At 71.9% G+C, this 12868-nt stretch carries 14 protein-coding genes; 10 read left to right on the top strand and 4 right to left on the bottom strand.

Annotated features, from left to right (window positions below; genetic code table 11):
* Nucleotide 1 precedes the first annotated feature (1 nt).
* The 4 genes from glpK to ACFZDK_RS45260 all read left to right on the top strand — a co-directional run bounded on the left by glpK (nucleotide 2) and on the right by ACFZDK_RS45260 (nucleotide 4807).
* Complete coding sequence (gene glpK / locus ACFZDK_RS45275; RefSeq protein ID WP_390982140.1) at nucleotides 2-1522, top strand: glycerol kinase GlpK; 1521 nt, start codon at nucleotides 2-4, stop codon at nucleotides 1520-1522.
* A 122-nt stretch (nucleotides 1523-1644) separates the two neighbouring features.
* Nucleotides 1645-3147, top strand: a complete 1503-nt coding sequence (locus ACFZDK_RS45270) for an FG-GAP repeat protein (protein WP_390982137.1) — start codon at nucleotides 1645-1647, stop codon at nucleotides 3145-3147.
* Between the two features lie 82 nt (nucleotides 3148-3229).
* Nucleotides 3230-3517: a hypothetical protein gene (locus ACFZDK_RS45265; RefSeq protein ID WP_390982135.1), complete on the top strand. Its 288-nt coding sequence runs from the start codon at nucleotides 3230-3232 to the stop codon at nucleotides 3515-3517.
* Nucleotides 3518-3787: 270 nt separating this feature from the next.
* Nucleotides 3788-4807 carry a hypothetical protein gene (locus ACFZDK_RS45260; protein WP_390982133.1) on the top strand — a complete coding sequence of 340 codons (1020 nt, stop codon included), beginning with the start codon at nucleotides 3788-3790 and terminating at the stop codon, nucleotides 4805-4807.
* Here the strand turns inward: ACFZDK_RS45260 and ACFZDK_RS45255 are convergent.
* Nucleotides 4770-5714, bottom strand: a complete 945-nt coding sequence (locus ACFZDK_RS45255; protein WP_390982130.1) for a LysR substrate-binding domain-containing protein — start codon at nucleotides 5712-5714, stop codon at nucleotides 4770-4772. The two genes, ACFZDK_RS45260 and ACFZDK_RS45255, sit on opposite strands and share 38 nt — an antisense overlap.
* 137 nt (nucleotides 5715-5851) lie before the next feature.
* On the opposite strand from ACFZDK_RS45255, the gene ACFZDK_RS45250 reads away from it, so the two are divergent.
* The 5 genes from ACFZDK_RS45250 (at nucleotide 5852) to ACFZDK_RS45230 (ending at nucleotide 10088) form a co-directional block, all read left to right on the top strand.
* A complete protein-coding gene (locus ACFZDK_RS45250; RefSeq protein ID WP_350284076.1) occupies nucleotides 5852-5935 on the top strand; it encodes a putative leader peptide in 84 nt (27 codons plus the stop codon).
* A 110-nt stretch (nucleotides 5936-6045) separates the two neighbouring features.
* On the top strand, nucleotides 6046-7146 hold the full coding sequence (gene sfnG, locus ACFZDK_RS45245) for a dimethylsulfone monooxygenase SfnG (protein ID WP_390982128.1): 1101 nt from the start codon (nucleotides 6046-6048) through the stop codon (nucleotides 7144-7146).
* Nucleotides 7147-7174: 28 nt separating this feature from the next.
* Nucleotides 7175-7729 carry an NADPH-dependent FMN reductase gene (gene ssuE, locus ACFZDK_RS45240; RefSeq protein WP_390982125.1) on the top strand — a complete coding sequence of 185 codons (555 nt, stop codon included), beginning with the start codon at nucleotides 7175-7177 and terminating at the stop codon, nucleotides 7727-7729.
* Nucleotides 7730-7733: 4 nt separating this feature from the next.
* Nucleotides 7734-8918 carry an SfnB family sulfur acquisition oxidoreductase gene (locus ACFZDK_RS45235; protein WP_390982123.1) on the top strand — a complete coding sequence of 395 codons (1185 nt, stop codon included), beginning with the start codon at nucleotides 7734-7736 and terminating at the stop codon, nucleotides 8916-8918.
* Between the two features lie 27 nt (nucleotides 8919-8945).
* A complete protein-coding gene (locus ACFZDK_RS45230) occupies nucleotides 8946-10088 on the top strand; it encodes an LLM class flavin-dependent oxidoreductase (RefSeq protein WP_390982120.1) in 1143 nt (380 codons plus the stop codon).
* Here the strand turns inward: ACFZDK_RS45230 and ACFZDK_RS45225 are convergent, their stop codons facing one another.
* The 3 genes from ACFZDK_RS45225 to ACFZDK_RS45215 are packed head-to-tail and all read right to left on the bottom strand — an operon-like array spanning nucleotide 10089 to nucleotide 12634.
* On the bottom strand, nucleotides 10089-10808 hold the full coding sequence (locus ACFZDK_RS45225; RefSeq protein WP_390982118.1) for an NAD(P)-binding domain-containing protein: 720 nt from the start codon (nucleotides 10806-10808) through the stop codon (nucleotides 10089-10091).
* A 4-nt stretch (nucleotides 10809-10812) separates the two neighbouring features.
* Nucleotides 10813-11844 carry an Atu2307/SP_0267 family LLM class monooxygenase gene (locus tag ACFZDK_RS45220; RefSeq protein WP_390982115.1) on the bottom strand — a complete coding sequence of 344 codons (1032 nt, stop codon included), beginning with the start codon at nucleotides 11842-11844 and terminating at the stop codon, nucleotides 10813-10815.
* Nucleotides 11837-12634, bottom strand: a complete 798-nt coding sequence (locus ACFZDK_RS45215) for an LLM class flavin-dependent oxidoreductase (RefSeq protein ID WP_390982112.1) — start codon at nucleotides 12632-12634, stop codon at nucleotides 11837-11839. The genes ACFZDK_RS45220 and ACFZDK_RS45215 overlap by 8 nt, the downstream gene beginning before the upstream one ends.
* On the opposite strand from ACFZDK_RS45215, the gene ACFZDK_RS45210 reads away from it, so the two are divergent.
* The gene (locus ACFZDK_RS45210) at nucleotides 12624-12824 is read left to right on the top strand and encodes a hypothetical protein (protein WP_390982109.1); all 201 of its coding nucleotides are present in this window, start codon (nucleotides 12624-12626) and stop codon (nucleotides 12822-12824) included. The genes ACFZDK_RS45215 and ACFZDK_RS45210 overlap by 11 nt on opposite strands.
* Nucleotides 12825-12868: the final 44 nt, after the last annotated feature.

The raw sequence follows: 12868 nt of genomic DNA, 5'->3' as shown, positions 1-12868 counted from the left end.
CATGGTGGAACGGTATGTGATGTCCATCGATCAGGGCACCAATTCCACGCGCTGCATCCTGTTCGACCGGGGCGGTCGGCTGGTGTCCGTCGCACAGCGGGAGCACCAGCAGCACTTTCCCAAGCCCGGCTGGGTCGAGCACGACGCCGTCGAGATCTGGCAGAACCTGCGCCGGGTGGTGGCCGACGCCCTGTCCGGGTCCGGTGCGGCTGTCGGGGCGGACCAGGTCGCCGCCATCGGCATCGCCAACCAGCGGGAGACCACCGTGCTCTGGGACCCGCGCACGGGCGTCCCGCTGGGCCGGGCGATCGTCTGGCAGGACACCCGCACGGCACCGCTGGTCGAGGACCTACGACGGGATCCCGGCGAGGAGTACTTCCTCGACCGCTGTGGCCTGCCGCCCTCCACCTACTTCTCGGCCCTGCGGATCCGCTGGCTGTTCGACCACGTCAAGGGCCTGGAAGAGCGTGCCGGGAACGGTGAGGTGCTGTTCGGCACGATCGAGAGCTGGCTGATCTGGAACCTCACCGGCGGCGCCGACGGCGGCCTGCACATCACCGACGCCACCAACGCCAGCCGCACCATGCTGATGAACATCCACACCCTCGCGTGGGACGAGGAACTCCTGGCGTTCTTCGGCGTCCCCCGGCCGATGCTGCCCGAGATCAGGTCCAACGCCGAGACCTACGGCGAGGCCGGCGCGGTGCTCGCCGGGGTGCCCATCACCGCCGCGCTCGGCGACCAGCAGGCGGCCCTGTTCGGCCAGACCTGCTTCTCCCCGGGTGAGGCCAAGTGCACCTACGGAACGGGCAGCTTTCTGCTGCTCAACACCGGTACCGACCTCGTACGGTCCCGGCACGGACTGCTCACCACGGTCGCCTACAAGATCGGGGACCGGCCGCCGGTCTACGCCCTGGAGGGGTCGATCGCCGTCACCGGCGCCCTGGTCCAGTGGTTCCGCGACCGTCTCGGACTGATCAACAGCGCGCCGGAGATCGAGACGCTCGCCCGGACCGTCGAGGACAACGGCGGCTGCTACATCGTCCCGGCCTTCTCCGGACTGTTCGCACCCCGCTGGCGCAGCGACGCCCGCGGCGTCATCGTCGGCCTCACCTCCTACATCACCAGCGGGCACCTGGCCCGGGCCGTCCTGGAGGCCACGGGCTGGCAGACCCGCGAGGTCGTCGACGCCATGAACGCCGACTCCTCGGTGGCGCTGAAGGAACTGAAGGTGGACGGCGGCATGACCGCGGACAACCTGCTCATGCAGTTCGTCGCCGACGTGCTCGACGTGCCCGTCGTACGGCCCATGGTCTCCGAGACGGTCTCCCTGGGCGCCGGCTACGCCGCCGGGCTCGCCGCCGGCTACTGGTCGGACCTCGAGGTGCTGCGCCGCAACTGGCACCCGGCCGCCCGCTGGCTGCCCGACATGGACCCCGGCCACCGGGAGGCCGAGTACGACAACTGGCAGCGCGCCGTCGAACGCTCCCTGGGCTGGATCCGGCAGCCCCCCTCCGCCTGACCGCACCGGGCACAACCCTGCGGCCGGTCCGGGTGTCCCACACATGGCGGCGGGGAACGGGCCCCCGCGCCGTCCCCCCGCCCTTCCGTGCCCGGCCACGCAGCCATCCCGGGAGCCCCGTCGTGCGGAGCAAGAGACCCTTCACCGGAAGCGGGACCGGCCGGACGGCCGGCACGGTCGCCGCGACCCTGCTGCTGACGACCGGCGCCACGATCACCGCGGCGGCCCCGTCCGCCGCCGCCCCGCCCGCGCCCATCACGCACGACGACTTCAACAACGACGGCTACCGCGACCTCGTGGTCTCCGCGCCGGGCGGCACGGTCAGCGGAAAGAAGGGCGCCGGTTACGTGGCCGTCCTCTACGGCTCCGCGAGCGGACTGTCCACCGCCCGCCGGGCGACCTTCAGCATGAGCACCCCCGGCGTCGAGGGCCTCGCCGCGACCGGCGACGGATTCGGGCAGGCCACCGCCACCGCCGACGTCGACCGGGACGGCTTCGACGACCTCATCGTCGGCGCGCCCGGCAAGGACATCGGCGCGGCGGTCGACGCGGGGTCGGCCACCGTGCTGTTCGGCTCGGCCGGCGGGCTGCGCGCCACCGGCAGCCGCCGGCTGCGGGAGATCACCCCGGTGGCGGGCAACCGCTTCGGCACGGGCCTGGCGGCCGGCTGGTTCAAGGTCGACGACTCGTCCGTGGCGATCCTGTCCAAGGACTCCCTGTGGGCCTTCGGCTTCGAGGTCACCTCCCGCGGCCGGCAGATGGTGACCGACCACAACCCGCTCTCCAGGTTCGTGCCCGCGGACTTCCGCCCCACCGCCCTCACCATGGGCGACTACAACAAGGACCGCGCGGACGACATCGTCATCCTCGGCAGCGGCACCTACGACACGGCGGGCGTGTACGGCAGGGCCGTGTACGTCTCCGGCAGCCGGGGCGGCTGGGCGGACCACTACGAGCTGTCCGGGGGCGGCCCGGTCGGCGCGTCGGGCGATGTCGACAAGGACGGCTACGCCGACGTCGTCGTCGGTTCGCCCGACGAGCGCGACTCCCAGGGGCGCCCGTCCGGCGCCGGGGTCGTCTACGTCCACTTCGGCGGACCGTCCGGGCCGGGCAGCGCGACCGGCGGCCACAACCGCCAGTTCTGGACGCAGAACTCACCGGGCGTCCCGGGCGTCAACAGGACCGGTGACCGCTTCGGCGCCGCCGTCACCGCCCGCGACGTCGACGGGGACGGCTATGACGAGGTGGCGATCGGCGCGCCCGGCAACGACGTCGGCGCCGCCGCCGACGCGGGCACCGTGTGGGTGCTGCGCGGCTCCGCGAGCGGACTGTCCACCGAGGGCGTCCGGGTCGTGAGCCAGAGCCCGCGGGCGGTCCCCGGCGTCCCGGAGCAGGGGGACCGCTTCGGCGGCGCGGTGCGGCTGATCGACGCGGACCGTGACAAGCGGGCCAGTCTGGTCGTCGGCGCCCCCGGCGAGAACGGCGGCAACGGTGGCGCGTGGGTCCTCCCGGCCACCTCCGGCGGCCTCTCCTTCAACCGCTCCTGGTCCTTCGACGGCGGCACGCTGCGCGCTCCCGTCCCCGGCGCCCGCTTCGGCGAGACGCTCGCGCCGCACGGCCGCTGAGCGGACCGGAGGCGAACCGGGCGCCGATGAGGCGGAGTTGGCGATTTCACGCGGATGTCGGGACGCGTTTATGATCTTGGTCATGACTGTGCAGAGCCCCGACAGGTCCCTCTCCCGCAAGCAGCGGCTCCAGGAGAAGCAGCGCCGCCAGCTGGCGGTGGTCGACACGGTGGACAAGGCCGAGGTCAAGGCCCGCAAGGCGGAGGCCGAGCTGGCCGTGGCCGTCGCCGACGCGGTGCAGGTGTTCGGCGACGAGCGCTCCGCCTCCGAGGGGCTCGACATGCCCGTGGAGGCCATCCGGCGCTTCGTCGCCATCGCGGCGAGCGAGTCGGACGCCGCCGACCCGGTCGGGGCTCCCGGAACGCCGTGAGGCGGGGCCCCACTTGTGTGCTTCGCGTGAGGATCGCGCGCGGACGGCCGAGGCGTCACGGAACCGGCTTGCGGCATGTGCATGTTCGGTCGCTAGGGTGACCACAGGCCGGCAGAGGCCACACGGGGGCAACGGGGACGCAGGAGACGCATCGGCATCACCCAGGGGCGCGCGCAGACGTGCCGCGGTCCGACCGTCCGGCGGGCAGCGGCCGTGCGCATGCCACCACCGCCCCCTCCGCGTCAGTGCGTTCGAGGAGATCACTGCCCCATGTCCCGATTCATGACCCGCCGCGCCCGCTCGTCACGTCCTGGGGCGGCGGTCGTCGGTGCCACGCTCGTGTTCGCGCTCACGGCGTGCGGCGCGGGCTCGGACACCGACGCGGCCTCCGCCCCGAGCAGCAGCGCCGCCGCCACTCCGCAGGGCGTGCTCGGCCGGGCGGCCGCCCGGAAGGTCGTCGACACCTACGAGAAGGTCAACAACGAGGCCAACGCGGGCCTGGACGCGAAGCTCCTGGCCACGGTCGAGGGCGGCCAGGCCTACGCGATGGACCAGGCCACCTACGCGCTCGCGCCGACCTGGTCGGCCAAGGACAAGAAGGCCTACCGCAAGCCCTTCTCCTACCAGGACCGTCAGTACGTGATCCCGGCGAAGGGCAGCTGGTTCGCGGTCACGGCCACGTCCAGCGAGGACGGCCACTCCTCGGTACTGCTGGTCTTCGACAAGGTGGACGGCGCCTACAAGATGGTGATGTCCGTGTGGGCCGACGACGGGCAGCCCCTGCCGAAGCCCGCTCTCGACGCGCACGGCCTGGCCGAGGCCGTCGATCCCGCCGCCAAGGTCGGCGCGTTCGCCCCGGCCGGTGTCGGCGCCGCCTTCGACGACCTGTACGCGACCGGAGGCGCCAAGGCCGGCAAGAACCTCGCCACCACCAAGCTGGTCGACGAGGCCGCCAAGATCTACCGGGACAGCACCGCCCACGGCACGGCCGACGGCATCGCCACCAAGCGGTTCTTCACCAAGACCCCGGCCGGCACCAGCGTGTACGCGCTGCGCACCGCCGACGGGGGCGTCCTCGCGCTGTTCCCGGTCGCGCACAACCAGGAGCAACTGGTGAAGGAGGTCTACCGGTCCAGCCGCGAACTGGTGCCCACCGACGAGGAGTCCGCGCTGGGAGCGCACCGCGGCCCGGTGATCACCGATGTGTTCCAGGGGCAGGGCGCGGCCGTACTCACGGCGAAGGCCACCAAGGTCACGGCGATGAGCTGGCAGCAGGTCGACGCCCACTGACCGAGCCGCCGCCCAGCTCGCCCGCCCGGCGCACGAACGTCTCGTGCAGGTCCCGCGCCGCCTGCGGGACCGACTCGGCCCGCCGGCGCTGGAGCATGAGCAGCACCCGGGTGGAGTCGTCCGCCAGCGGCCGGCACACGAGCGTCCCGGCGCGCTCCAGCGGGTCCCCGACCACGCTGAAGTCCGGCAGCACCGTCGCCCCGAGCCCTTCCGCGACCATCAGCTTGCCCATCTCGGCACCGTCGGTCGAGTACGAGAAGGCCGGGGCACGGCCCGCCAGCAGCCGGTGCACATAGCGGTGCATCACATAGCCCGTGCGCATGGCGATCAGCGGCACGGTGAGCAGATCGTCGGCCGACACCTCGTCCCGGCCGGCGAGCGGGCTGTCCGGCCGTACGCACACCACCGGCCGCCCGCGCAGCAGTTCGGTGGCCTCGAAACCGGCGGGCACGTCGTCGCCGTCGAGCTGGTTCACCAGGCCCAGGTCGAAACCACCCTCGGCGAGACCCCGGTGGATCTCGGTCTGCTGCGCGCCCACCACCTCGACCTGGGTGACCGGATGGGCGGCCCGGAAGTCCCGCAGCACCGGGATGAGCAGCGGCACGGTCGCCGCGTTGACGGTGCCGACGCGCACCATCCGGCTGATGCGGTGCTGCTCGCCGGCCGCCACCCGCAGCCGGTCCACCGCCTCCAGCACCTCGACGATGCGCGGCATCAGCTCCTGCCCGGCCGCGCTCATCGTCGCCCCGGTGCGTTTGCGCTCCAGCAGGTCGACGCCCAGCTCCCGCTCCAGGTTCCGCACGGTCTCGCTCAACGCGGGCTGCGACAGGCGCAGTTCGTCGGCCGCCCGGCGCAGTGAGCCGAGCCGGGTCACGGCCGCTATGTATTCCAGTTGTTCGGTCCGCACCCCGGCAGAATGCGCGGCTTATCGGGGTGCGTTCAAGGGTTCCCCTGTCACACGTTCGTGAAATCCCATGGTCCGCGATGCGAGAACGGTCGGGTTTTCCTTGACGGCCCTGAGCGCCGACTGCGACCATCGACGACATGAAGATGCGACTGGACCTCACGCGGCGACGCCACGTCGACCTCGCGCGCGTCTCCAGCGCCTCCTGTCGCGCCGCGGCCTGATCATCCCCCTGCGATCCGCCGCGTTCTCTCCTTTTCCCGCCTGAATTCATTGTGCTTGCCCACCCCTTGAATTTGGCGCGCCCGAAAACATTCCGCAACAGGAGTTCCGCATGCCCGCGCCCGTGAAATTCGCCTATTGGGTCCCCAACGTCAGCGGAGGACTCGTCACCAGCAAGATCGAACAACGCACCGACTGGGGGTACGACTACAACCGCGAACTCGCCGTCCTCGCGGAGAACAACGGCTTCGAGTACGCGCTCAGCCAGGTCCGCTACATGGCCAGCTACGGCGCCGAGTACCAGCACGAGTCGACCAGTTTCAGCCTCGCGCTGCTGCTCGCCACCGAGCGTCTGAAGGTCATCGCCGCCGTCCACCCCGGCCTGTGGCACCCCGGTGTCCTCGCCAAACTCGGCGCCACCGCCGACCATCTGTCGAACGGCCGCTTCGCCGTGAACGTCGTCTCCGGCTGGTTCAAGGGCGAGTTCACCGCGCTCGGCGAGCCCTGGTTGGAGCACGACGAACGCTACCGCCGTGCCGAGGAGTTCATCACAGCGCTGCGCCGGATCTGGACCGAGGACCACACCGAACTCGCCGGTGACTTCTACCGGTTGCGTGACTTCTCCCTCAAGCCCAAGCCGTTGGGCACCCCCGAGCGCCCGCACCCGGAGATCTTCCAGGGCGGCAACTCCACCGCCGCCCGGGCCATGGCCGGCCGGGTCTCCGACTGGTACTTCTCCAACGGCAAGGACTTCGACGGGGTGACCGAGCAGATCAACGACGTCCGAAAGTCCGCCGCCGAAGCGGGCCGCCGGGCACCGAAGTTCGGCCTCAACGGCTTCCTCATCGCCCGCGACACCGAGGCCGAGGCCCGCGACACCCTCCGCGAGATCATCGCCAAGGCCGACAGCGAGGCCGTCGAGGGCTTCGGCGCCGCCGTCAAGCAGGCCGGGCAGTCCGCCGCCGACGGCAAGGGCATGTGGCAGGACTCCACCTTCGAGGACCTCGTCCAGTACAACGACGGCTTCCGCGCCGGTCTCATCGGCACCCCCGAGCAGATCGCCGAGCGGATCGTCGCCTACAAGAAGCTCGGCGTCGACCTCCTCCTGCTCGGTTTCCTCCACTACCACGAGGAGGTCGAGTACTTCGGCAAGCGCGTGCTGCCCCTGGTCCGGGAGCTGGAGGCCCGCGAGGCCGACCGCGAGTCCGTCTGACCGACCCCTCACCACGAAAGAGGCACCCATGGCCACCGTTCTCTCCGTCTCCGGCAGCCCCTCCGCCTCCTCGCGGACCGGGAAGCTGCTGCGCCACCTGGACCAGTGGCTGACCGCCCAGGGGCACGAGGTCGTCCCGCTGGACGTGCGCACCATCCCGGCCGAGGCACTGCTCGGCGCCGACTTCCGGCATCCCGCGATCGTCGAGGCGACCGAGCTGTTCGCGCGCGCCGACGGGGTCGTGGTCGGCACCCCGGTCTACAAGGCCTCCTACTCCGGGGTCCTCAAGGCCCTGCTGGACCTGCTCCCGCAGTACGCCCTCACCGGCAAGACCGTGCTGCCCCTGGCCACCGGCGGCACCACCGCGCATGTCCTCGCCATCGACTACGCCCTCCGCCCGGTCCTCAACTCCATGGGCGCCGCCCACATCGTCCAGGGCTGGTTCACCCTCGACAAGGACATCACCGTGCGGGAGGACGGCTCGCTCGCCCTCGCACCGGCCGTCGTCGAGGCGCTCACGCCGGTCGTCGACCGGTTCTCCGCCGCGCTCGGCGGCACGCCCGTCCTCGCCGCGGCGAGCTGAACCGGTGACCGCCCACGTCATCGCCGACGACACGGAGGCCCTCGCCGTGGCGGCGGCCCTCGCCGACGCGTTCCGCGCCGGGGCCGCCGTACGGGACACCGAACGCAGGCTGCCCCGCGCCGAGCTGGACCGGCTGTCGGCCTCCGGCCTGCTCGCCGTGACGGTGCCCGCCGAGCACGGCGGCGCCGACGTCGGCGCCCTGACCCTCGCGGAGATCTTCCGGCTGCTCGGCTCGGCCGACGCCAGCCTCGCCCAGATCCCGCAGAGCCACTTCGCGTACGTCAACGTGATCCGCCGTCAGGGCACGGAGGAGCAGCAGAAGTTCTTCTTCGCGGAGCTGCTCGCGGGCGCCCGGTTCGGGAACGCGCAGTCCGAGGCCGGCACCAAACACGTCCAGGACATCCGGACCCGGCTGGAGCGGTCGGCGGACGGGTCGTATCTGCTGCGGGGCGTCAAGCACTACTCCACCGGTGCCCTGTTCGCCGACTGGATCCCGGTCCTGGCCCGCACCGAGGACGACGACCTCCATGTGGCGTACGTCCCCCGGGACGCCCCCGGCCTCACCGTCGTCGACGACTGGGACGGCATGGGCCAGCGGACGACCGCCAGTGGCACCGTCCGGCTGGACGGAGTCCCCGTGCCCGCCGACCGGGTGCTGCCCCACTACCTCACCTTCCGGGGACCGCAACTGCACGGTGCGGTCGCCCAGTTGCTGCACGCCGCCATCGACGTGGGGATCGCCGGGGGAGCGCTGGCCGAGGCCGTGGAGTTCGTCCGCACCAGGAGCCGGCCCTGGTTCGAGAGCGGGATGGAGACCGCCGCCGAGGACCCGCTGCTGATCCAGCGGTTCGGTGAACTCGCCCTGCGGGTACGGGCGTCCGAGGCGCTGCTGCGGGAGGCCGCCCGCGCGGTCGACGCGGCCCGCGCGGACCTCACCGACGCGTCGGCCGCCGAGGCGTCCATCGCCGTGGCCGTCGCGAAGGTGACCGCGGCCGACGCCGCCGTCGAGGTGGCCGGGGCGCTGTTCGAGGTGTCCGGCACCCGCTCGGCCCTCAACTCCCTGAACCTGCACCGGCACTGGCGGGACGCCCGCACCCACACCCTGCACGATCCGACCCGCTGGAAGATCCAGCACATCGGCCGGTACGTGCTGGGCGGCACGCCGCCGCCCCGCCATGGCCTGCTCTGACGGACACTCACGAACGGAGAGCCCCTCGTGTCCCTCACCTTCCACTGGTTCCTGCCCACCAACGGGGACAGCCGCCATGTCGTCGGCGGCGGCCACGGCACCCCGGCGACCGCCTCCGGACGGGACCGGCCGCCGACGGTCGCCTACCTGAGCCAGATCGCCAGGGCCGCCGAGGACCTCGGCTTCGTGGGCGCGCTCACCCCCACCGGCGCCTGGTGCGAGGACGCCTGGCTGACCACCGCCATGGTCAGTCAACACACCGAACGGCTGAAGTTCCTGGTCGCCTTCCGGCCGGGCTTCGTCTCGCCCACGCTCGCCGCGCAGATGGCGTCCACGTTCCAGCGGCAGACCGGCGGGCGGCTGCTGCTCAACGTGGTGACCGGGGGCGAGAGCCACGAGCAGCGCGCCTACGGCGACTTCCTCGACAAGGACGCGCGATACCGTCGTACCGGTGAATTCCTGGACGTCGTACGGGGGTTGTGGGAGGGCAGGGCCGTCGATCTGGCGGGGGAGCACCTCCGGGTCGAGGACGCCAGGCTGGCCCGGGTGCCGGAGCCGGTGCCCGAGGTGTACTTCGGCGGGTCCTCGCCGATCGCGGGGGAGATCGCGGCCCGGTACGTGGACGTGTACCTGACCTGGGGGGAACCCCCGGCCCAGGTGGCCGAGAAGATCGCCTGGATCCGGGGCCTGGCGGCGAAGGAGGGGCGCACCCTCCGGTTCGGGATCCGGCTGCATGTCATCACCCGGGACACCTCCGAGCAGGCCTGGACCGAGGCGAACCGGCTGCTGGACGGCTTCGATGCGGAGACCGTGCGCTCGGTGCAGGCGGGGCTCGGCCGGAGCGAGTCCGAGGGGCAGCAGCGGATGCTGGCGCTGCACGGCGGCCGACGGGACGCGCTGGAGATCCACCCCAACCTGTGGGCGGGCATCGGGCTGGTACGCGGCGGCGCCGGGACCGCGCTGGTCGGCTCGCACGACGAGGTGGCCGCGCGGATCAAGGAGTACGCGGCGCTGGGGATCGAGGAGTTCGTCCTCTCCGGGTATCCGCACCTGGAGGAGGCGTACTGGTTCGGCGAGGGGGTGCTGCCCCGGCTGGCCGCCGAGGGGGTGTGGCGGCACCCCGCCGGGAGGGACGAGGTCCCGGCGGGTCTTGTGCCGTTCGCTTCCTGATCAGGCGGCGGACTCGGCGGCCGCCCGGGCGGCGATCACCGTGCGGCCGCGGTCGGACTCCGGGAACCGGTCGAGCATCCCGCGCAGCTCCGCCGCGTCGGTGTTGGCGCCGAAGGGCTCGGTGCCCGGTTCCAGCCGCACCCCCGCGGCGAGCGGGCCCGCCACCACCGGGTCGAAGCCGAGCGCGTCGACGAGGTCCGCGACGGCGGTGAGGTCGTCCGGATCGTCACCGGCGATCGCGATCGCCCTGCGCCCCGGCGTCCCCGCCGGCCGTGCCCCGTCCTCCAGGTCGTGGTACCCCATGTGGTTGAACGCCTTGACCACGCGCGCCCCGGGCAGGAACGCCTGCACGGTCTCGCTCGACGAGGTGAGCGGGTCGGTGAGGTCCTCGCGGACGCCGTCGACCTCCCACCAGTAGTTCATCGCGTCGACGACGAGCCTGCCCCGCAGCGCTTCGGCGGGCACGGTGCGGTACTTGCCGAGGGGCAGCGCCAGGACGACCAGGTCCGCCTCCGCCGCGGCCCGCGCGGCCGTGACCGGGACCGCGCCGGGGGTGAGCACCTCGACGGTGAGGGCGATCTCGGCGGGATCGCCCGAACCGGCGATGAGCACGCGGTACCCGGCCGCCACCGCGAGCCGCGCCAGCACGGTACCGACCTTGCCCGCGCCCAGGATGCCGACGGTGCGTACGCCGGTGGTCTCCATGTCCACTCCGTTCATGGCGTCAGTCCGCGAGCAGTTCGCGGACCATCGGGATCACCTTGGTGCCGTACAGCTCGACGGCGCGCAGGCGGGCGCTGATCGGCTGGTTCCCGCTGGTGTAGATGAGGTCGAACCGGCCGACGCCGAGCGCCTTGATCGCGCGGGCCATCTTGCGGGCGACCGTCTCGGGGGAGCCGACGTAGAGGGAGCCGTGCTCGATCTCGGCCGCGTACTCCTCCTTGCGCACCGGCGGCCAGCCGCGCTGCGCGCCGATCCGGTCCCGGATCACCCGGTAGTACTGCCAGTGCTGCTCCCGGGCCTCCTCGTCCGTGTCGGCGATGAAGCCGGGCGAGTGCATCCCGACCGGATGGGCGGTCGTACCGAACTGGTCGGCGGCCCGCTGGTAGAGGTCGATGTACGGCGCGAACCGCTCCGGGCTGCCGCCGATGATGGCGATCATGAGCGGGAAGCCGTAGCGCGCGGTGCGGATGACCGACTGGGGTGTGCCGCCGACCCCGACCCAGGTGGTCAGGTGCCCCGACTCGGTCTTGGGGAAGACGTCGGCGCCGTCGAGCGGCGCCCGTTTGGTGCCGCTCCAGGTGACGGGTTTCTCCTCCAGCAGCTTGGCGAAGAGCTCGATCTTCTCCTCGAACAGCACGTCGTAGTCGGCGAGGTCGTAGCCGAAGAGCGGGAACGACTCGGTGAAGGAGCCGCGTCCGAGGATGACCTCGGCGCGGCCGTTGGAGAGCGCGTCCACGGTGGCGAAGCGCTGGAAGACCCGGACCGGGTCGTCGGAGCTCAGCACGGTCACGCCGGAGGCCAGCCGGATCCGCTCGGTACGCGTGGCGATGCCGGCGAGGACGGTCTCCGGCGTCGAGATCGCGAACTCCGGGCGGTGGTGCTCCCCGAGGGCGATGACGTCGACGCCGGTCTCCTCCGCGAGCACCGCCTCGTCGACGACCTGCCGGATGGCCCTGGCGTCGGACACCGGGTTCCCCGAGTCGTCCTGCGGCACATCGCCGAAGGTGTCGAGGCCGAAGACGAGTTCAGACATGGAGGGGCTCCTTGGTGAGCAGTTCCTGTACCCGCGGGGCGACTTCGCGGCCCAGCAGCGCGATGGTGCGGGCCCGGGCCTCGCGGGGCAGGTTCATGACGTCGTACTTGCGGTCGAAGCGGCTGAGCCGCAGATCATGGGCCATCGTGACGATTTTACGGGCGACGGTCTCGGGCGATCCGACGAAGAGCGCGCCCCTGTCGACCTCCTGCAGACAGCGCTCACGGGTCGGCCGGTGGAAGCCGCGTTCCTCGGCGAGTTGTGCCGCCACCGGCTGCCAGTACGTCCACCAGGTCTCGACTGCCTCCTCGTCGGTGTCCGCGACAAGTCCCAGGGAGTCCTGGGCGACCGGCTGCGGGGCGTGCCCGAACTGGTCCAACGCGCGGTGGCAGAGCTCGACATGGGCGGCGAAGCGCTGCGGGTGCCCGCCGATGACGGCCGGCATCAGCGGCAGACCGTAACGAGCCGCGCGGACCACGGAGTCGGGGCTGCCGCCCACCCCGATCCAGGTGGGGATGCCACCGGCCGGCATCCGCGGATGCAGCCGCTGCTCGACGAGGGGCGGCCGGAACCTGCCCGACCAGGTCACGCTCTCCTCACGCTGCAGGCGCAGGAACAGGTCGGGCTTCTCCTCGAACAACTCCTCGTAGTCGGCGAGGTCGTAGCCGAAGAGCGGGAACGAGTCGGTGGCCGACGCCCGCCCGAGGACGAGCTGGGCGCGCCCCCGGGAGACGGCGTCCAGGGTGGCGAACTCCCTGTACAGCCGCACAGGGTCGTTGGTGCTCGGCACGGTCACCGCGGTGCCGAGCCGGATGCGCTCCGTCGCGGTGGTAGTGCTCGCCGACGCTGAAGACGTCGAGCCCGACGGACTCGGCGAGCCTGGCCTCCTCGACGATCAGGCGGACGGTCTCGACCTCGCCGAACGAGTTGAGCCCCAGTTCGAATCCCTGGGCGGTCATGGACTCCTCCTGCTTAATTGACGTGTCAATCATCCCCCCGATATGATTGACGTGTCAACTAGGAC

It is taken from the genome of Streptomyces sp. NPDC007901 (assembly GCF_042959465.1).
GTDB lineage: Bacteria > Actinomycetota > Actinomycetes > Streptomycetales > Streptomycetaceae > Streptomyces.
Note: the sequence above shows the minus strand (reverse complement) of the source record. Positions and strands in the feature narration are given on the sequence as shown.

Bases quoted from the DNA above. Each gene is read 5' to 3' on its own strand.
- glpK (WP_390982140.1), top strand. From the start codon at position 2: ATGGTGGAACGGTATGTGATGTCCATCGATCAGGGCACCAATTCCACG.
- ACFZDK_RS45265 (WP_390982135.1), top strand. From the start codon at position 3,230: ATGACTGTGCAGAGCCCCGACAGGTCCCTCTCCCGCAAGCAGCGGCTC.
- ACFZDK_RS45260 (WP_390982133.1), top strand. From the start codon at position 3,788: ATGTCCCGATTCATGACCCGCCGCGCCCGCTCGTCACGTCCTGGGGCG.
- ACFZDK_RS45250 (WP_350284076.1), top strand. From the start codon at position 5,852: ATGAAGATGCGACTGGACCTCACGCGGCGACGCCACGTCGACCTCGCG.
- sfnG (WP_390982128.1), top strand. From the start codon at position 6,046: ATGCCCGCGCCCGTGAAATTCGCCTATTGGGTCCCCAACGTCAGCGGA.
- ssuE (WP_390982125.1), top strand. From the start codon at position 7,175: ATGGCCACCGTTCTCTCCGTCTCCGGCAGCCCCTCCGCCTCCTCGCGG.
- ACFZDK_RS45225 (WP_390982118.1), bottom strand. From the start codon at position 10,808: ATGAACGGAGTGGACATGGAGACCACCGGCGTACGCACCGTCGGCATC.
- ACFZDK_RS45220 (WP_390982115.1), bottom strand. From the start codon at position 11,844: ATGTCTGAACTCGTCTTCGGCCTCGACACCTTCGGCGATGTGCCGCAG.